At 39.6% G+C, this 19583-nt stretch carries 17 protein-coding genes; 9 read left to right on the top strand and 8 right to left on the bottom strand.

The features are described from left to right. Positions 1 to 512 precede the first annotated feature (512 nt). Positions 513 to 767, top strand: coding sequence for an ABC-2 family transporter protein (locus Q1B07_RS27065; protein ID WP_366945228.1), 255 nt, complete (start codon positions 513 to 515; stop codon positions 765 to 767). A 277-nt stretch (positions 768 to 1044) separates the two neighbouring features. Here the strand turns inward: Q1B07_RS27065 and Q1B07_RS18525 are convergent, their stop codons facing one another. Continuing rightward, positions 1045 to 2097, bottom strand: a complete 1053-nt coding sequence (locus Q1B07_RS18525; RefSeq protein WP_299092908.1) for a hypothetical protein — start codon at positions 2095 to 2097, stop codon at positions 1045 to 1047. A gap of 409 nt (positions 2098 to 2506) precedes the next feature. Here Q1B07_RS18525 and Q1B07_RS18520 point away from each other — a divergent pair, with 409 nt between their 5' ends. After that, positions 2507 to 3019 (top strand): CBO0543 family protein, encoded by a 513-nt coding sequence (locus Q1B07_RS18520; protein WP_299833254.1) that lies wholly within the window; start codon positions 2507 to 2509, stop codon positions 3017 to 3019. 412 nt (positions 3020 to 3431) lie between these two features. Here the strand turns inward: Q1B07_RS18520 and Q1B07_RS18515 are convergent, their stop codons facing one another. Next, on the bottom strand, positions 3432 to 5336 hold the full coding sequence (locus Q1B07_RS18515; RefSeq protein WP_299092905.1) for an excinuclease ABC subunit UvrA: 1905 nt from the start codon (positions 5334 to 5336) through the stop codon (positions 3432 to 3434). Positions 5337 to 5482: 146 nt separating this feature from the next. Here Q1B07_RS18515 and Q1B07_RS18510 point away from each other — a divergent pair, with 146 nt between their 5' ends. Beyond that, positions 5483 to 6235: a MerR family transcriptional regulator gene (locus Q1B07_RS18510; RefSeq protein ID WP_299092903.1), complete on the top strand. Its 753-nt coding sequence runs from the start codon at positions 5483 to 5485 to the stop codon at positions 6233 to 6235. A 46-nt stretch (positions 6236 to 6281) separates the two neighbouring features. Here Q1B07_RS18510 and Q1B07_RS18505 read toward each other — a convergent pair whose 3' ends face one another. Together Q1B07_RS18505 and Q1B07_RS18500 are read right to left on the bottom strand one after the other, a co-directional pair. After that, a complete protein-coding gene (locus Q1B07_RS18505; RefSeq protein ID WP_299092901.1) occupies positions 6282 to 6962 on the bottom strand; it encodes a DUF3169 family protein in 681 nt (226 codons plus the stop codon). Beyond that, complete coding sequence (locus tag Q1B07_RS18500) at positions 6962 to 7165, bottom strand: helix-turn-helix transcriptional regulator (protein WP_299092899.1); 204 nt, start codon at positions 7163 to 7165, stop codon at positions 6962 to 6964. The genes Q1B07_RS18505 and Q1B07_RS18500 overlap by 1 nt, the downstream gene beginning before the upstream one ends. Before the next feature lie 397 nt (positions 7166 to 7562). Here Q1B07_RS18500 and Q1B07_RS18495 point away from each other — a divergent pair, with 397 nt between their 5' ends. Beyond that, positions 7563 to 7910 (top strand): PadR family transcriptional regulator, encoded by a 348-nt coding sequence (locus tag Q1B07_RS18495; protein WP_299092897.1) that lies wholly within the window; start codon positions 7563 to 7565, stop codon positions 7908 to 7910. Continuing rightward, on the top strand, positions 7897 to 8895 hold the full coding sequence (locus Q1B07_RS18490; RefSeq protein ID WP_299092896.1) for a hypothetical protein: 999 nt from the start codon (positions 7897 to 7899) through the stop codon (positions 8893 to 8895). The genes Q1B07_RS18495 and Q1B07_RS18490 overlap by 14 nt, the downstream gene beginning before the upstream one ends. Before the next feature lie 473 nt (positions 8896 to 9368). Here the strand turns inward: Q1B07_RS18490 and Q1B07_RS18485 are convergent, their stop codons facing one another. Beyond that, complete coding sequence (locus Q1B07_RS18485; RefSeq protein ID WP_299092895.1) at positions 9369 to 10655, bottom strand: HlyD family efflux transporter periplasmic adaptor subunit; 1287 nt, start codon at positions 10653 to 10655, stop codon at positions 9369 to 9371. Continuing rightward, entirely contained in the window at positions 10655 to 11329 is a 675-nt protein-coding gene (locus Q1B07_RS18480) for a hypothetical protein (RefSeq protein WP_299092894.1), read from the bottom strand. The genes Q1B07_RS18485 and Q1B07_RS18480 overlap by 1 nt, the downstream gene beginning before the upstream one ends. Positions 11330 to 11543: 214 nt before the next feature. On the opposite strand from Q1B07_RS18480, the gene Q1B07_RS18475 reads away from it, so the two are divergent. After that, the gene (locus tag Q1B07_RS18475) at positions 11544 to 12047 is read left to right on the top strand and encodes a ferritin (RefSeq protein ID WP_299092893.1); all 504 of its coding nucleotides are present in this window, start codon (positions 11544 to 11546) and stop codon (positions 12045 to 12047) included. 165 nt (positions 12048 to 12212) lie between these two features. Here Q1B07_RS18475 and Q1B07_RS18470 read toward each other — a convergent pair whose 3' ends face one another. Together Q1B07_RS18470 and Q1B07_RS18465 are read right to left on the bottom strand one after the other, a co-directional pair. Next, positions 12213 to 12986 (bottom strand): SH3 domain-containing protein, encoded by a 774-nt coding sequence (locus tag Q1B07_RS18470; protein WP_299092891.1) that lies wholly within the window; start codon positions 12984 to 12986, stop codon positions 12213 to 12215. Positions 12987 to 12991: 5 nt separating this feature from the next. After that, positions 12992 to 13918, bottom strand: a complete 927-nt coding sequence (locus Q1B07_RS18465; protein WP_299092889.1) for a hypothetical protein — start codon at positions 13916 to 13918, stop codon at positions 12992 to 12994. Positions 13919 to 14188: 270 nt separating this feature from the next. On the opposite strand from Q1B07_RS18465, the gene Q1B07_RS18460 reads away from it, so the two are divergent. From Q1B07_RS18460 to Q1B07_RS18450, 3 genes are all read left to right on the top strand, one after another. After that, positions 14189 to 14557 carry a GtrA family protein gene (locus Q1B07_RS18460; protein ID WP_299092887.1) on the top strand — a complete coding sequence of 123 codons (369 nt, stop codon included), beginning with the start codon at positions 14189 to 14191 and terminating at the stop codon, positions 14555 to 14557. A gap of 386 nt (positions 14558 to 14943) precedes the next feature. Continuing rightward, complete coding sequence (locus tag Q1B07_RS18455) at positions 14944 to 17313, top strand: immune inhibitor A domain-containing protein (protein ID WP_299833248.1); 2370 nt, start codon at positions 14944 to 14946, stop codon at positions 17311 to 17313. Positions 17314 to 17989: 676 nt separating this feature from the next. After that, a complete protein-coding gene (locus Q1B07_RS18450) occupies positions 17990 to 19345 on the top strand; it encodes a gluconate:H+ symporter (protein WP_299092885.1) in 1356 nt (451 codons plus the stop codon). Positions 19346 to 19583: the final 238 nt, after the last annotated feature.

Below are 19583 nucleotides of genomic sequence, written 5' to 3'. Positions count from 1 at the left end.
AGGAAAAACAGAAAATGAAAAACTAAGAGAGAACGAGAAAACAAAAGATTGGTGTCCAAAATAAGGGGGCCAAACCGAACTCGCCGATAAAATTCGGAAATCGCTGATAAAATCAGAAACTCGCCGATAAAATTCGGAAATCGCTGATAAAATCAGAATTCCGCCGAAATATCCTGGAATTCACCGACAGAATCCAAATACTTTTCCTGTTAAAGAATTAATTTATAAAATTATTAATTTTACCAAATAGGAATGATTCCGATAAAATGTAAATCGTAATAATTTCGTATTATGGGGAGTCAGTTTGAAAAAAACTCATCATCAGGGTCGTGGTATGATTTTTAACCGTTTTTATACATACATTAAAAAACATGTTTCAACAACAGGCATCTTATTCATCCTAGCCGGTTTATTAATTGGATGTGCGAATACATCGGCAAGTATTGAAGAGAAGAGAGAAGGTAAGCATATTCATTTTCTGTGTAATTTTGCTACGAATTCTCTTGATCCCCATGTTGATTCAAGCTGCTATCTTATCAATAATAGGTGCTTGGTCATTTGTGGTGGTACGAACAGGGTTCTTATTCAGTCTATTCTTTCGGCTGAAAGATTTTATTTCATACCCTATTTCTGTTTATGGTACTTTGGTACAAATAACGATCATCTTTCTTGTGCCACTTGCTTTTGTAAATTATTATCCAAGTGCTTTTTACTTTCGAAAACAACCAGATTACTTAGTAATTGGGGAGCTTGGATTTCTCCATTAATTGGTCCGATTTGCCTTTGGGTTGCGTATAAGATATTTATGAACTGTGTCAATAGATATCAAGATGCAGGTGGATGAACATGTGATTCTTAAGAGATGGATATAAAAAACCCCATTTTCCAATAAAAATTGAAAGTGGGGTTTTTTCGCAGATTGCGCCCTTTAAATCTATTTTAACTAATAGAAAGTTGAAGGAAAATAAAAACTCTCATGTAAACAGGTTATTATTCATCTAAATTCGCCACTTTTAGTCTTTTAACAACCATTAGAATGATGAGTTAAAGTCTACCACAATGCTTGCATCTTCCCCTTCTTTTTAAATAATAGGCTAAAATTGCTATCCCTAGAGATATTCCCCAGGGTAACCAGAACAAAAATGGAACAAATTGTCCCCAATTTTCATGTGTAATGGAACCATTCATTATCATAAATATGATTTGTGGAGTGAGCTTTAACCCCGTAATCGTGATAATAGCAGACATAAATATAGCAGGTACCATAACAAACCAGATTGGAATTTGTTTACCTGCTAGAAATAAACACCACCGTGGAAAAATCACTCCCCATTTTTGAATAAGCCCAAGGGTCAGAATTCCACCGCCAATACATAATCCTCCCAATATGGCTTCAGCTATTAAATTGTCTTCATTCCCAACCATTGATAAGTCGTTTGTCCCCAAAGGAATACCTAAGGCCCACGCCCATCGAACAATACCGTATGGAAATGCCGTAATGACAGCTAAATAGGTAAACCACTTTCCCCATTTTGCTGCTGCTTTTGCTGATGATCCTTTATCAGCGTCATTCCTGCCGCAATTGCCGCAAGTATCCCGTGTAAGACGAAAGTATGCTATTGCAGAAGCGCCCCATATGAACCCACCAACTATACAATAAACTTGATTAACAACCCTCCAGTCCAGCAGATCAAAGTGAAGCAAGAACAAATAAGCAAAGTTCTGTGCAATTCGAGAATCTGGAACTAAAAATATAAGCGTCACACTCATTATCCACGCGAAGGAGAGCAATAGTGTACGAGGAAAACGACGTCCCCATGTCATTACCATCGCTAGAGCTACTACTGTTCCTACCAATCCAGCTATGGCAATGACTGGTCCCCCGAAATCAACATTAAGATTTGATAAAAATGATCCCATCATTTCTGCCTTTGGATCGTTTTTACCGAATGGAAATCCTTTGCCACCTAATAACCAGAACAGCCCGAGTAACCCGTATATTAGGGACCATAGAGCTGCGGCATACCCAGTCCACTGTGGCCATCGCGACAGCAAGGAAAAATGAGTTGAATGATTGATATTTATTTTCGGTTCCATTTCGCCCTCCCTAAAGCATTTTCATAAAAAAATTAAAATGTCATACTCCAAGATATAGTAACCCTTTCAATTAATTAGTTAACCTCCCAAAAACTCTCTTACTAATTTTACCATTATTTTCTTTCAAAATTAACCTCATAATCTGGCCCTTTAACGGAACAACTTTTTTGTCACTCAACAGTTCCTAATCGATCTTTCAATTCAGATGTTCTTTTCTTTTGTCCTTTGCACTATAAAAACACCCCTTTAGTGAACATATCCAAAGGGGTAAACCGGTACATCTTTTTTATAAATCTTTATTTCAAATCTACACAAGAGTTTACTGTGCGGCATGCAAATAATCAACATTCTTAACAATAAAAAAATGATGATTGGGGGAAACTACCTTATAAAGTTTAATGAAGGGATAATGAGTATGCATCTTGCAATCACGCTTTTAACGATTTTGGCTTCTTTAAAGTGGGGAAATTGGAAAAACTGGAAAGAATATCATTCAAGTATGTTTTTTATCGCTACTTATGGATTGCTTTATGAATATATCGTGCAAGAATATAACCTATGGGAATTTCATGCTGATTGGTTGTTTAGCGTGAAAATGATCGTCATTATTTACGCGGTTATTACCATGCCGGTTAGTGTTTTTCTTTTTTTGTCCCATTTTCCTTCGAAATGGTTTCAGCGCATCGTTTATATTTTCATTTGGTCCTTCATATACATAGCGGTTGAGTTTGTTTTAGATCAATCCGGCAGAATCACATATGACCATGGGTGGGGAATCGGGTATTCGTTTTTATTTGATATCGTGATGTTCTCCGTCATCGCCTTACATCACTATTATCCAGTTCGTGCTTATCTTGTTTCGATCTTTATTATTGCTTTTCTGATCTCCTATTTTCAGGTTCCTTTTGAGGTATTTAAATAAAGGAGCACGTAGATCATACTAGTAACGGTTAAGTCGAATGCTTAGAAAACCTAAGTTTATGCTATGGTAACTGTGAGAAACCCGTCCTTATAGGATGGGGTTTTCAAATGTTAGGGTAGGTATTTGTTCCTTATTTATGTCATTTTAAAGTGAATAATTTTTCATAGGAAGTTCATTATCTTTCGTTATAAAGGTTATATATGCGCTATAACAAGAACGTGTTTTAATAGATATAAATTCTTATTTGGCAATGTCCGAATGTGAGGAGGCGAATTAATGAGAAGTGGTAAGGTTTTGGCAAGTTAGTAAGGTCCACTCACATAAAGTTGGAGAGGACCTTACTTTTTTATACACCAGGAAATTATAAAATTCTTATACTGTGGATAAGCGCAAGCTGATCGTTTATCATTTTTTAGTGAAAGGTTAAAAACTTTCCAGTATGTGATCCTTCAGCAAGAGCAATTTGTTCAGGAGTCCCTTGAGCAACAACTTGTCCGCCAGCTGCTCCGCCTTCTGGTCCAATGTCAATCACCCAATCAGAAGCGCGAATCATCTCCAATGTATGTTCCACGACAATAACCGTGTTTCCGGCATCAACCAGTCTGTTTAAGAGATGAAGCAGCTTGTTTACATCTGATGGATGAAGTCCTGTTGTCGGTTCATCAAGCAAGTAAAGGGTATGGTTCGAGTTTTGCTTGTATAATTCTCTTGCTAATTTCAGACGCTGGCCTTCCCCGCCAGATAAGGTTGTCACCGACTGTCCCCAGTTTAGGTAGCCTAGACCTACTTCACACAAGATCTCAATGATCGATCCGATTTTTTTAACATCCTTGAACAGAGGGCGGCTTTCTTCAATTGTCAGGTCAAGAATCGAAGAAATGCTTTGCCCTTTATAAGTAATGGCAAGAATGAAGTCTTTGAATCGTTTTCCGTGACAAACCGGACATTTTACTTCAAGATCTGGCAGGAAATGCATGTTTGTTGTTACAAACCCTAGTCCTTGGCAATGCTCACATCTTCCTCCAGGCGTGTTAAAGGAAAAGTCTTTTGGCTTTAAGTTGTTTTTCTTCGCATCAGGCAGGGAGGAAAAAAGATTTCGGATGAATGTGAAAGCATCTGTATACGTTGCGACATTTGATCGCTGCATACGTGTTAGCTGTGATTGGTCAACGGTAATCATGCTTTCAATCAATTCAAAACCGGTTATGCGATCACAGCCATCAGGTGCTCCGTTTTTTCCAGACGAAAGCACATCAAAAACTAAACTCGATTTTCCAGAACCAGAAACACCAGTTACAGAAATAAAGGTTCCTAGCGGAAAAGAAACGGTCATTTTTTTTAAATTATGCTTCGTTGCATTGTGAATCGTTAAACATTCTCCATTCCCGGCACGTCGATTGAAATGGGAGCTCAGCGGCTTGTTTAAGAATGCACCTGTAATCGACTGCTCTTGTTTCATTAGTTGCTGGACAGTTCCTTCGCCAACGACTTTTCCGCCGTATTTCCCAGCGCCAGGTCCGATGTCGATGATATGATCTGCTCCTCGCATCATTTCTTCATCATGTTCAATCACTAAAACCGTATTTCCTAGGTCCCTTAGTTCCTTCAGAATGTCGGTAAACTCCTTCAAAGGCAGGTTAAGGTCGAGAGGGATGCCATAATAATCGGCTGCCGCCTTTAAAATATTCAGCTGATATTCACGGAATTGACCTTTCCAAATCCGGACACAGTCTTCATTTAGACTAGCTTCCTCATCAAAAACAGATGTGAAATCCAATTCAGCAACATTTCCGAGGCCATCACAGGTAGGGCAGGCACCATCTGGTTTGTTGAAGGAGAAATGGCTGCGTGTTAATTTTTCAACCCGCTGTTTGCAATGCGGACAATCAATAAATTGTTTAAAACCAGCATCCTCCTCATACATTTCCTTATCAAATCGTGGAGGTATTTTGTTTCGGCAATGTGGACAAGGGCGTTCTCCGAGCTTTTCATAAATTACACGTAAGTAGGTGTACATATCTGTCGTGGTACCAACTGTTGAACGAGGGTTACGGTTCGTGATGTGCTGGCCGATACTGATTGAAGGGGACAATCCAATGATGGAATCTACCTTGGGTTTACTGACAGCATCTGTTGTCATACCCATTGATTCCATGTATTGCCGCTGACATTCTCTTTGAAGGGTATCTAATGCTAACGTTGATTTTCCGGAACCTGATGGCCCTGTTAGTAAGACAAGCTTATTTTTTGGAATTCGAAGTGAAATGTTTTTCAGATTATGTTCACGCGCACCATTAATTTCGATAAATTGATTCAAGTAATTCCCTCCTAAAATTTTACTTACACATCCATTCTACAACATTCATGCAATTGCTAATGTTAAAGGAGTTATATGTTGATATAATAAGATTCAATCCGTCATAGTTGTTTAAGGTTTTACAAGAATGTTTGGAGGAATAAAACATGTATAAACCAATTGAGATTGCCAAGAGGCTTAACATAAGTACAAGCGCTCTGCGCCATTATGAATCCTGGGGAATTGTGCCAAAGGCCGAACGGAGAGAAAATGGGTACCGAATCTATACAGAGGAGCATGCAGCTTATTTTGATTGTATTCGTGCCATGAATGCGGGATTTGGTATGAAGCTGGTACGGGAAATTATGCCCATGATTCAGAAAAGGAACATAACAGAGGCATTATGGAAGGTAAGTGAGATTCAGGCTCAGTTATATGAGGATAAAATGAAGGCTGAGCAAGCACTCAAAATACTAGAGCAGGATCGGATCGATGAAGTTGTTAAGCCCATGCCGAAAAAGAATTGGTATTCAATCAGGGAAGCAGCGGAAGCCATTGGTGTTGCCAAATCCACATTAAGACACTGGGAAAAGGAAGGTTTAATTGAGCCTGAGCGGGATCCCGAAAACGGATATCGGAAATATACGATAAATGATGTAAGAAAATTATTAGTCATCCGCACGCTTCAAAACGCTGTATACTCATTGGATGTGGTAAGGGATGTACTAGCTGAAATGGATAAGCATAATCTAGCTGAAGCGATAAGAATCACAAGAGAATCACTCATGTACCTGGATTATTTAGTGAAGGTACAACTGCGCGGGATGAGTTATTTATATCGGTTATGTGCGATGGTAGAAGAGGGGAAAAGCGATTATTCATCTTTAAAGAATTCAACCTGCAAAAATACCCCTTTTTGATCATAGAGCAGGGGTTTTTGCAGATTTTAATACAGAACGATTTACATTACTTATTCCGAACAGATAAACAATATTTTCCATTCACAAGCAATAAAACTATACTCATGATAATAATAGAGAAAAGCTGGGAGTTGCCTGTAGAAAGGGAATAGAGTGTTGAAAGGACAATGGCGAAAATTAAAGCAACACTTAATAATTGATAAGCTTTGTAAAGTCCGATTAGCATGACATGTTTTTCACCTTCATCTGAAATGTCCAAGAGCTTTTCTGAATAATTCGGTTCTGAAATGCTTGGAAGATTCCGTTCAGGATAGACGAGTTGCATTAAACTGGTCATTAAAGCAGTGAGTATATAACTAAGAATCAATGTGACAACTGCTATAATGGTGAAGACTAATTTTTGTGAAGTAATCACAGTTATACATAAAGCTAAAATTGAAAGTGTATTACTCATCTGAACAAAAAATGAGTAATCCATGAATTTCTTATACATTAATACATCTGCTTCATCTTCTTCATCCCCTGTAAATTGGGTATGATTCAGCTTCTTTATTTGTTTATAAAGGAATACACTCAGTCCCAAAAGGATGAAAATCATGACAAGAATACTGATGACGATTGTATCGGCATAATTTGAGAGGTCAAATGTAAAATAATTTAGCAAAAGTATAGCCACAATAAATCCAACTGCACCACTTATTATTAATTGTATCCAAACTTTTTTCATTACACTTCATCCTCCTCAAACATAAATACATTTTCCACAGGTTCCTTAAAAATACGTGCAATCCGAACGGCAATTAAAAGTGAAGGAATGAATTCTTCACGTTCAATCAAACTAATTGTTTGCCTTGAAACCTTTGCAAGCTTCGCAAGCTGGGTCTGATTTAATCCTTCACGTGCTCGAAGCTCCTTAAGACGACTTTTCAAATGGAATCACCTCTTATTTGTATTGTAAACGATAATGTTCATTTTGACAACTATATTTGTCAAAATAAACATTAACCTAGTCATAAATAGGTGTTTTCAGAATCGCGATTTCCTGGGTAAATACGAAATTCGTAGATACATCTAAGGAATAAGATGATGTTTTTTAGTCAATCAAAATAAATTGTTTTTAATTGTAATATAGTTGAAAGGACATTTAGTACCAGAAACACAAAAGAAACCACTTTTTAGTCAGTTTTTAAATTGTGTTTTCTTTTTTTGCGCAAACAAACTCAATAATATTTTATAAATTCAATTGTTTTTGTAACAACAATAGTGTATGATGCATAGTATAAGACATATACTGTATGACATATAGTAATAAAAATGAGGTGGGTGAATGAGTCAGTTATTGAATTCATTAACGACAGAACTTAGAAGAGGAACGTTGACATTAGCGGTTTTAAGCCAATTGCAAACCCCCCAATATGGATATTCACTTGTCCAGTTATTGGAGGGATCAGGCATTGCTATTGATCAGAGTACCTTATATCCATTGCTTCGCCGCTTAGAAAAACAGGAGCTGGTGTCGAGCAGCTGGGATACATCTGAGAGCAGGCCGCGTAAGTATTATGTGTTAAGTGACTATGGAGTAGAGGTATTTTTGGAGTTGAAAAAGGAATGGCTTAAAAATTCGAAAGAGCTTTATCGCTTATTAAAGGGGGAGGAAGATAATGAATTTAATTAACGTTTATATTCAGGAGGTTACTAGAAGGCTGCCTGAAAAAAATCGTAAGGATATTGCCCTTGAATTACGGTCAACGATAGAGGATATGCTGCCAGATGATTACAGTGAAGAAGATGTAAAGTCGGTGCTTGAAAAATTAGGAAGTCCGGTCACATTAGCAAGCGGGTATCTAGATCGGCCAATGCACCTTATTGGACCGCGTTATTTCGATGTATATGTGACGTTATTAAAAATGATTTTGCCGATTGCCACGGTCATTTCCTTGATCTCGGTAATTGCTGAATATTTTATTGGTTACAATGGTCAGGAAGCAGTCATAAATGTGGCTCTTGATATTACCGGGTTTGGTATATGGAGAATGATTGAAGTTGGAATCCAAACATTTTTTTGGTTAACCGTTGTGTTTGCTGTTATCGAAAGGATAGATAAAGGAAACGATCAGCAGCCATTAACAGCAAGCCTGCAAAAATGGACTCCTGATGATTTGAAAAATATTGCTTATATCCCTAAGAAAAAAGCCATTTCGAAATGTGAGGTATTTGGGGGGTTAATGTGGACAGCGATCTGGGCAACCCTATATTTTTATGCGTACCATCTTGTAGGTGTATATGAAGGTGGCGGAGACGGGCTTGAATTGGTGGCTCCAGCTTTTAATCAAGAGGTTCTGCTTCAGTATTGGCCGATCGTTGTCATTTTAATTGGTTTGGAAATCGCATTATCCATTTATAAATTGGTAAAGGGGCAATGGACGAGAAAAATGGCCATATGCAATACGGTCCTCCAGCTAATTGGAACGGTCGTTTTTATCATCATCTTGCTAAATACAAATATACTAAGTCATGATTTCATTATGTATATGACAGATTTATTTACGATTACGTCTAATGAATTAAAAGCGTGGATCATTGGCGGCGGCATTTTCCTCTTTGCGGTCTCAGCTGCAATCAATGTGTTTGATGGCTTTCGCAAGGCTGGTATACGTTAAGAGTAATAGAGAAGTATAGTAAGGCCGACCTTGATTTCGATTTAGAGTACAAAACTTCAAGTTGAAATCACAACAGAATTAGCAATTGGTATAAAACGCTCATTGCAATGAAAAGCCTTGTGCGTTATTATTTTATCTTAATTCCAGCTGTGATTCACAGGACAAAAACGTAACCTTTAAAAATACTTTGCAAATGTTTAATAGTCATGCTCTAGTCAAAACCGAGCAGCAGTGGAACCACTTTGTTTTCATCAGACTTATGAAGGACAAAACCGAGTCGCAGTGAAATCGAATTGTCTTTCATCCGACGGATTTCCACCTCAGCGTATTCTGAAATCAACAAAAAAGAGACAGTCCAACTCTTAAGCGAGTCGGACAGTTAATAAGTGTTTAATTTAATGTTTATGTTCAATTATGATCAATTTAGAGTGAATGAAATATTTTTAATGCTTGAAACAGATCAAACTGAAGTTTTATTTCTCCACCAACCCAATCAAAAATGCTTCCCATCTTTCACGTTTCGAAAGGGCCTTGAACGCCGCTTTATCAATCCGGCGAGGCTTCATTTCCGTTACAAAGCTGGCTTTGTTTTGCGGCACACGATCAGGTTGAAGCATCATGACTTGTCCGAGTTCGGCACCTTTGGTTATTTCTTGAATACCGTTAAAGCCCAGTCCGGTTTGAATCGTTTGCTTAGTGATTCGGCCATTTTCGTTTAGTCGATATCCGAGATTATTTTGTTTGCCATGAAGCGCTTGATCGGAGAGTGTCGGCACCCCGATTGCTTCCGCTGTCACGACCGAAACCGCAGCCTGTGCGCCGATTGCGACCGTTTCTGATTGCTCTGTCAGTTGGCCTTCAAAAGGGTAGTGATTTTTCTGTCCGATTTCAGGCTCCTTAGCCGGATATGGGCTAATTTTTCCAAGCGTTCCTTCAAGCGGCTTTTTCTCGTCTGCCACATTTGCAGTAAACTTCATGCCTGTTTCGGCTTTTTTAAATTGTGCTTCTGTCAGCGCACCCTTTACTGTTAGAGTATGAGAGGCGATGGTGACGACAGGGTTTTCAAGCTTGTCATCGACATTTTTGACAATCCCATCTATTTCACTGACAAGGACGGCTGTTTCACTTTGCTCGTTAAGATGGCTTAGCTGGCTATCATATTTTTCAACCACTGCTTCGAGCTTGCTTTTTTCGAGCTCCTGTCGGTAAATCTCCTGTTGGATCACACTGATGATCATATCTGATGAGGCATTTTCATCAATGTTCAGATCTTCATTTAAGTTCTCATTTTCGTCAAAGTTCAGGTCTTCCTCAAATGTGGTCATTGTCTCTTCTACACCTGTTGAGGAAGAGGGGATGGACGCTTGATAATCTTCCAATGAGCTGATGTAGTCATCGATTCCTTCAATTTCACCCTCTGTTTGTTCCTTTTCGGCCTCAAGTGTCTCGCGCAGTTGATCCAGTTCTGGTGTTGTGTATTCTAACAATGGAGTTCCTGTTGTGACTTCATCCCCTTCTTTTACGAGAAAACGCTGAAATTCTTTATCTTCAGGATGAAAATAAACATCAACTTCTTCCTGTGGCTTCATGACGGCATTGGTCTCAAAGGTTTCAACGACATCGTCCTTCTGTACGCGAGTCCACTTTTCAACATGAACGGTATGTTGTACCTTGCTGTCTTCCTTTCCAATTAAAAAGACATTTAAGCCGATGAAGCTAATTGTTACAGCCGTTAATAAGATGATTTTCCATCGTTTCATCACAACCACCCCCTTAACAAAACAGGAACCTCAAGAAATGACATGAAAGCTGTGATCATCCAGATGAAAAGATAGACGAATACGATGAGAATGAGTGTTCCAAATTTATTCTTTTCGGTTAAATTTTTTAGGTAATAATAAAGATAGCAGATCGCTAGAAAGTCAAATAGCGTAATGGCACCGAAAACATGCTGCCAAAAGTCATGGTCGATTATATATTGGCCGATCACGCCGAAGGAAAAGGGATTGCTGAGCTGATTCAAGTCAAAGAAAACAAGCACCGGGATGGTGATCGCTTGTCCGACTAAATGAATCGCAAAGACGAACATTTGCACAATCACGGCCTTCATGTATGGAACATCAAGCATCAGCCAAAAAATAAAGGCGATAAACCAAATAAACAGTGTTGTATATAAAAGGCTTGCAGCAAGGTCCCCGCCAAGGAGCAGCAGTTTGCCGGCTTCGTATTCGGCAATCGTTCTGTCTGTAATGGCGCCGGAATAGGACTCTGTTCCAATTCCGAAATAGGTGCTGATGGCAAAGCTGATTAAACTAAGCAGATATAACCATAACAGTCTCGGAGCCAATCCTGAAAGAGCTTCAGCTTTTTGCAGTTGATAAAGGCTGGTCCCCGGCTGGAAGAGTCCTTTAAATAGTTTCATCTGGTATAACATACATGGTCCCCTTTTTAATAAATAATTCATCACTTCCCATTCTATCTTAGGTTGGAGGAAAAGTGAGTAATTATTTGACATTTTCTATGAAAAATCGGGCAATTGTCACAAAATTAGCAATGTTGTAGAGTAGTAGAGGCTTAAGAAAAGTTGTCGTTTTTCATAAGATTAAATCGCATGTGATAAACTAGGCTATATAAGGAGGGATGTTTGTATGATTAGTGAAAAGCTGGTAAAGGGATTAGTCAAACAGATGAATTATGAGTTTTATTCGGCACATTCTTATTTAGGAATGGCAGCTTATTGCTCAGCGGAGAGCTTGGATGGGTTTGCCAACTTCTTTCTTGTCCAGGCCGAAGAGGAACGTTATCATGCGATGAAATTTTATAACTTTATTAATGATATGGGAGAGCGTGCGATTGTTGAGGGATTTCCTGCTCCGAACAACGAATTTGATTCAGTTCTTGATGTGTTTGAAAAAGGACTTCAGCATGAAAAAGAGGTAACCCGCCGGATTTATGAGCTTGCTGATATTGCTTTAGATGAACGCGAGCATGCGACAATGACCTTCTTGAAATGGTTTATTGAAGAACAGGTTGAAGAAGAAGCAACCTTTGATAATCTCATTCAAAAGCTCAAGCGGATTGAATCTGATAGCAATGCATTCTTCATGCTTGATAATGAGCTTGGGAAACGGACGTTTGTGCCGGAGGGATAGAATGAAGTAGAAATGCCGTCTCAAGGTAAAGGGTGGTTCTCAAAAGAAAAATACCTAATGACAACAACCACCCTGACGGTAGAGGTTGCAGGGAGAAGTGTTGGAGCACTTCTCTCTTTAATTATATTTCCATTATGCTAAAAAAATAAAAGGATCTAAGATTTATTACGACTCCTCCACAATCCTCTCAGATATCCACCCTTGAGTGCCGGACTCTGTTTCAACCTTAAGCCAGGTGATTCCTCTGTCATCTGTGGCTTCTTCATCTAAGTAGGTAATCGTTTCATCTGTGTTTAATTCCGCAACAACCTTTCCGTTAAGGGAAGGGGTGGCGCGGATGTTTCCACCTTCCTCATATTCTTCCTTAAGCTTCATCTCTGTCCGGTTGACCGATTCCACCGTTTCCAGGAGCTTGCCTGGGAGTTGCGGGAACTCAAAACCGAGGGTTTTCTGAACCTTTTCTTCCAGCATCCATGCATCAAATTTATGCCATGTTTTTGAATAGGCTTGGGTTGGGTTATTGATAATGGCAAGCGGCAAAAGGATGGCTAGAACGAATGCTGCAAATCGAAATGTCCTTTTCAGACGGACTTTGTGCCGCGTTTTTTTCTTTGATAGGCCTTCGGTTTTGCTAAAGCCTTTTATGAGAATGGCACATGTATCTTCCAGAAAATCCACCCAGGCCGGGATGTCGTGGTAGCCTGACAGTCTTCTTTTTGTTAAATAGCGATGTATCCATACCATCAATGGAAAGGACAGCAGCTCAATGGCTTTTTTCATAAAGCGGCTGAACCACCCAATCAGCTTCGGAAGGAGGCCGACAAGAAGCGGTCTTGCAATGATAATCCCAAAATAGGTGACGATCGCAATCCTTAACCAAACCGGCAGGAAAGACAGTGGGACCCAAAGCCAAAATACTTGATTGATAATGGTTTCCACGGCTCTTACTCCCCTTTAGTTGTTTGATACATATTCCTTGTTTCATCATATGGGTCAACCACGCTTTGTTCATGTGAATCAGGCATGTCTCCACTCAATGGTTCATGCGGGAAATAGGCTCTTATTTTTGCAAGCTGCTGCTTGACCTCAGCCTCATTAACAGTAGGATCGAGCAACATTTTTCTGACCTGGTCCTGGACTTCAAGGCGGAAAGATTCTTCATGCTGTAATCGGTTCTTCACAATCGCCAAAGCATCTTGATTTTCCTCAGCGATTAATAATGCGGTAAGGAGATCACCTGATTTAATCGCTTCTTGGATGCTTTTTGCCAAAACACGCGCTTTATTTAGTTTTTTCTCACGGCGGTACAGTTCTAATTCATCCTCTTGATCAATGGCTCTGAATTTCTTATCATGCTCTTGATCATCCTCGCTTTGCTTGACAAGAACATTGATATCCTTAATCGCGACCCCGACCTGTTTTAGACCGGTAACCATTGAGGAATGCTCATGCAGGTCCTCAATATGACGCTTCACCCGTTTAGCTTCTGTGATTGGATAGTCAACAGTGATTTCCTCCAACCAGTATGGAAGCTTCTTTTTCATATAGCTGACAATTTCCCCGGCATCTTGCTGAATCAGCGAAATCGGGTCAACGACCTTGTAATCAATGGACAGGTCAACAAGGAATTGGCGGCCGCGATCCTGTGAAGGAACCTCTTTTTCATAATGAAAATTCAATGTCGACATGTTCACGATATAAACCTTGTTGTATTTTCCTGCGCGCAGATCACTGCGGGAGATGCGGTCGCCGTTTTTCACAACGAGGTAATTATTTTCCGCATTTGTGTAGACAAATGCCTGTGTCATTGAGGATGCTGGCGGCTTTTCAAAAAAGCTAAATTTAACAGGTTGTACATCAATTAAATTCATCTGTTATCCTCCTTTTTAGATCTTTCTATCACTTATAAAAAGCCTGGTCGTTAGCAGCTTGTTTTCTCCTAATCTCTTATTCATTCTATGCATGAATGATGTGCTTATGCAAGGTTGAGAGTCCCTGCTTTTATTGTATCAGTCAAGCTGGCGTTGCAAAGTGAGGGAGGGAAAATTTAAGAAAGTTTTAAAGATTAGCTTGATGCTGATTAAAAAATGAATTTATTCCCCAAAATGGATAGAAATAATGCAATTATAGGGGATTATGCCATGAAAAGGTTCCTAAAGTTCGGGACAGTAGGTATTTTTAATACATTGATCACCATTGGCAGCTATTCGCTTCTCGTGATGCTCGGAATGGATTATATTTTTGCCAATATCCTTGCCTATAGTCTAGGTGTAATCAACAGCTATTATTGGAATAAAAACTGGGTGTTTGCAGCAGGGACAGGCAGGCACACCGATTTTTTCATTCGATTTGTTCTTGTCAATCTGATCACACTTTGCTTAACTACATTCTTTCTTTATTTGCTTGTTGACCGTTTCTCTATGCAGCCGCTGCTTGCCCAGGTGTTTGCAACAGGCTGCGGGTTGGTGGTTAATTATGCTCTTAATCAAAAGTGGACGTTTAAAAAATAACGGAATTCGAGTGGTGAAATCGCCGCTCGAAGACTGGTAATCGTTTTTGTAGAAAAATCTAAGCAGATAGTTGTTCATGCAGGCTAGTGAGTTAACGCTTAAAAGCAGCAATGGATAAAAATTTATAAATATAGTAATAGATTATAATCATAATAGGTGATTTATATAATTGGAACAGCAAAAGGGTGATCAAAAAAATTGTCTAAAATAATACCTATCCCTTCTTTCTACAAAAATAGACATTATTCACCTTGGTCAAAAGTACTATTTTAATAGAATGATTCGGGACTATTACTTCATTTTACCATATTGAAAAGGACTCCTTATTTCGAAGGTCGAAATTCATTTTGTTAGGATTTCGATTAAAAGACAAAGGGGAGATTTGGTTGAAGCAGGGGAAGATGATAAAAACGGCGATGGCGGTGGCGCTTGGGATGAGCACGGTTGCTTTTGGTGCGTTTACGCCTGTTCAGAAGGCGGCTGCAAGGGCGGCGCTAGAGGATGCAACAGCACCATCACTTGGGGCTACAGTAGATGTAAGCATTGCTAATGATGAACGATTAATTGAAATGCTGAAAAAGGAAGGGAAGCTTGCGAAGAACGCTAAACCGTCTCAAGCAGAAAAGGTTTTAAAAGAGTACCTGAAAAGCAAAGAGAAAGCTGTTACCACTAAGGATAAGCTTCCGAAACCGATGAAAAAGCTTGAGGGGTCAAAGGAGAAGGTCAAGCAAGGTTTGAAAAATGGAAAAGGGAATAAGCTTGGACAAGCACAGTCGGTTGCTCTAGTGGTTGAAGAGGACTATTCAGGTGAGGTTCGGAAGGATAAGGTGTTAGTGCTCGCGATTGATTTTCCTGACTATCAAAATAGCTCGATTACAAAAGAAGAAACAGATATGTTTTATGAGAATTATCCGCTTAGTCACTTCCAGGATATGATTTTTGGTGACAAAGGATACGCTGGGCCAAATGGAGAAAACCTTGTTTCAATGAAGCAATATTATGAGAAGCAATCAGGCGGCAGCTATACTGTTGAAGGGAAGGTAGCTGGCTGGTACACAGCTGATCATCCTGCGAACTATTATGGGGAAAATGTTCCCGCTCCGGACGGCAATGATGCGCGCCCGCGTGAGCTCGTTTACGAGGCTTTGACAAAAGCTGCAAAGGACCCTTCTATCAATCTAACACAATATGATCAATGGGATCGCGATGATTATGATGGAGACGGTGTATATGCGGAGCCGGACGGGATTATTGACCACTTAATGGTGATCCATGCCGGTGTTGGTGAGGAAGCTGGCGGGGGCAAGCTTGCAGGTGATGCGATTTGGTCGCACCGTTCAAAGCTTGGCACAGGCCCGGTAGCAGTGCCAGGTGCGACATCTGAAAGTGATCGCTTTGACGGCTTATTAGGAGCTTGGGATTATACAATTGAACCAGAGGATGGCGCGGCGGGCGTGTTTGCCCACGAGTATGGCCATGATCTTGGGCTTCCTGATGAGTACGACACGATTTACAGTGGTGCCGGTGAGCCTGTTGCCTACTGGTCAATTATGTCATCGGGCAGCTGGGCAGGAAAAATTCCGGGTACAGAGCCAACTGGATTCAGCCCATTTGCAAGAGAATTTTTACAGGCTGCCCATGGTGGTAACTGGTTAACTGGAACAACCATTGATGAGAAATATATCACGAAAGAAGGAACAACGCTTTTATTAGATGAAGCGGTAACAAAGGGTGTAAATAATGATGCTGTCAGAATCAACTTGCCTGATAAAAAGACCGTTGTCAACACGCCGGTAAGCGGAAAATATGAATATTTCAGCGGCAGCGGTGATGAGCTTAATCATTCGATGACCACGACTGTTGATTTAACAAATGCAGCAAATGCCCAGCTTACCTTTAAAGCTTGGTATGATATTGAAACAGATTGGGATTACGCGTCTGTTCAAGTGAAAGAAGCGGGCGCAGGCGAATGGGCAACAGTAAAAGGAAATATCACCACTGATGCCAATCCGAATGAGCAAAACCCAGGACATGGAATTACAGGAAATTCGAATGGATGGGTTGATGCAGCCTTTGATCTTTCTGCGTATGCAGGCAAGAAAATTGACGTAAGATTTACCTATTGGACAGATGTAGCCGTTGCGATGCCAGGCTTCTATGTCGATGACATTGCCATTAAAGCGGACGGCAACACACTTGTTTCAGATAATGCCGAGGGGGCTTCCGCATTTACATTAACTGGCTTTAAAAAGGATGAAGGGTATTTTTATTCTGAAAATTACTATCTATTAGAATGGAGAAGTCATCATGATGTTGATAAAGGCTTGGCACATATTAGCCGCGGCGCAAGTCTCATGAAATATGACGAAGGCCTTGTTGTTTGGTATGTGGACAAATCTTTTGACAATAACTGGACAGGCGTTCATCCTGGAGAAGGCTTCCTTGGAGTCGTAGATGCTGATCAGCGGGCAAACTACTGGAGCGACGGAAGTGTCGGTGCTGCGCGCTATCAACTGCATGACGCTGCATTTAGCCTGCAAAAATCCAGCAAAATGTTCTTGGATTATTCAAGTATTAATGGTCTAACAATGAAGGATAACCATACAAAGCGAAATCCATTATTTGATGATCGCAAAGATTACACCAACAAAGGCCTTGTTGATGCAGGGCGTATTTTGCCAAAAGAAGGCTTGAAATTCCGCGTTGTTGGTGAGAGTAGGGATGGGTCTGTTGGTAAGGTATTGATTTATAAATAAGATGACATGAAGGGATTGAACCAGTAGAAGGTTCAATCCCTTTTCATCTTTTTGCCCTTGGAATTTGCTGTTATCCAATCGTTTATAAAGCCTGGCGAAGTCATCAGCGTCGAAATACAAACATTTATAGCTTCTATTGAACAATGAATAAAGCCGAATAACGCAGCATACGAAGCAGTGTAGCAATGTCTTACCGTTGGTAATAATCTTCTGCTGCCGAAAATGAAAAAATAACAGTTAAAAAGATATAGACAATTTTGGATAGCGTATGTATACTATGTATTAGGTCAACTTAGTATACAAGTATATGACATTCTAATCTAACAGGATTGGAAACAACTACTGAATGATGGAGGTGGATAGCGATAATATAATAGTTTTAATGTGATAAGTTTTTCGTTTTTTAACCGATCTTGTCAACTATGTTAAGGTTTATTTTTTTAATGCTTTATGATAGCGGTTTCAAAAATGGATTAAAAGGATTTGGTAATCATTTGTTAAAAATGGTGTTCTCTCTTTTTGGCTTAGGACAAGAATATGAAACATCATTCGCTAAGGAAGAGATAAGGCAGAAACCAGTACAAAAAATAATGGAATGCCCAATCTCAATCGAAATGTGCAGGATAGGAACCAATGAAAATCAGCAAGTATACAAATATAAAAAGGAGGGGTTATATTGGGAGACTCAGTTTCGGTAATTGTTGTAGCTGTTCTTGCAATTGTACTCTTGTTATTTCTAGTTTTACGTGTAAAGATGCAGGAAGTTCTTGCCTTGCTTCTCGTTAGTATATTTGTAGGTATTGGTGTTGGAATGCCGCCTCAAGAGATTTATGCGGCCATGGAAAAAGGGATGGGCAGTACCCTTGGATTTCTTGCAGTTGTTATTGGGTTAGGAGCCATGTTTGGAGAAGTGCTTAAAGTTTCTGGCGGTGCTGAACGTCTTGCTTCAACCCTTTTTAAAAAATTTGGGGAAAGTAAAGTGAATTGGTCACTAGGGTTTGTAGGGATGATTGTTGCTGTACCTATCTTCTTTGAAGTAGCAATCGTTATTTTTGCCCCTTTAATCCTTAGTATGGCACGAAATTCGAAAAAATCTATCTTATACTTTGTTCTTCCGCTTATGGCAGGGATCGCTACTACGTTTTCGTTAATTCCTCCAGCCTCAGGGGCGCTTGCTGGTGCTACAATCTTAGGAGTTGATTTAGGATGGCATATTTTACTTGGAGCCATTGTAGGGATACCAGCAATGATTATTGGCGGGCCACTTTTTGGTAGTTTTATAGCTAAAAAAATGAGCGTTGAACGTGCGATATCGGAAGTTGCTGCTACTGTAGAAGCAGAAGTAGACAGCAAGAGGGAAATTCCAAGTTTTGCAAGTGTTGTGTGGATTATCTTACTTCCACTATTTTTGATGGTCGCCAAAACGATTGCAGAAAATGTATTAGCAGAAGACAGTATGGTCAGAGGGATTTTAACCTTAATCGGTCATCCTTTTGGTGCTTTGACGATTGTTGCTCTATTAACCATTTATCTATTTGGAACAAAAAAAGGATATTCCAAGCTTGATATACAGCAAATTACGACAAAAGCTCTCGAACCTGCAGGTCTAATTATCTTGATTACCGGTGCAGGATCCGTTTTCGGCGAAGTATTAGTAAGCTCAGGTATCGGTGACATTATTGCCAATGCTGTTGCTGGATCAAGTCTTCCGATTATTGTATTTGCCTATTTGACTGCGGCATTGATTCGTGCTGCTCAGGGGTCAGGAACAGTTGCTATCGTGACTGCGGCAAGTCTGATCTTGCCTATTATTAAACTTCAGCCAGTGTCAGAGCCAATGCTGGCATTAATTATAGTAGCAATTGGTTGTGGAGCGATCATGACTTCTCATGTGAATGATTCAGCTTTCTGGATGATTAAACGTTATTTTGGATTAACCGAAATAGAAACCTTAAAGTCATGGACTGTTGCTACAGCCATTATTTCAATTGCGGGTTTTATTCTTTGTCTTGTGATCAGCATGTTTTTGTGATTTAGAAAGGATCTTCCCTTGGGAAAATAGTAACTCCCTTTTAATCTTTTGATAAAATGAGGGAAGGATTTAAGATCATAAATGTTTTTAATAGAAGGGTTAAAATGTAAACGGTGTCAATTGACTATTGTATACCCTAATTGCAGCTTAACTTAGTATACAAGTAGATAATCTATTAAGTTTATAAGGTTTAAATGTAAAAATATCCTATTTGGGATGATAGAGATGAAACATATAA

Origin of the sequence: uncultured Metabacillus sp. (assembly GCF_947503125.1) — a bacterium.
Classification (GTDB): domain Bacteria; phylum Bacillota; class Bacilli; order Bacillales; family Bacillaceae; genus Metabacillus.
The sequence above is the reverse complement of the archived record's forward strand: the minus strand, read 5'-3'. Positions and strand labels throughout refer to the sequence as shown.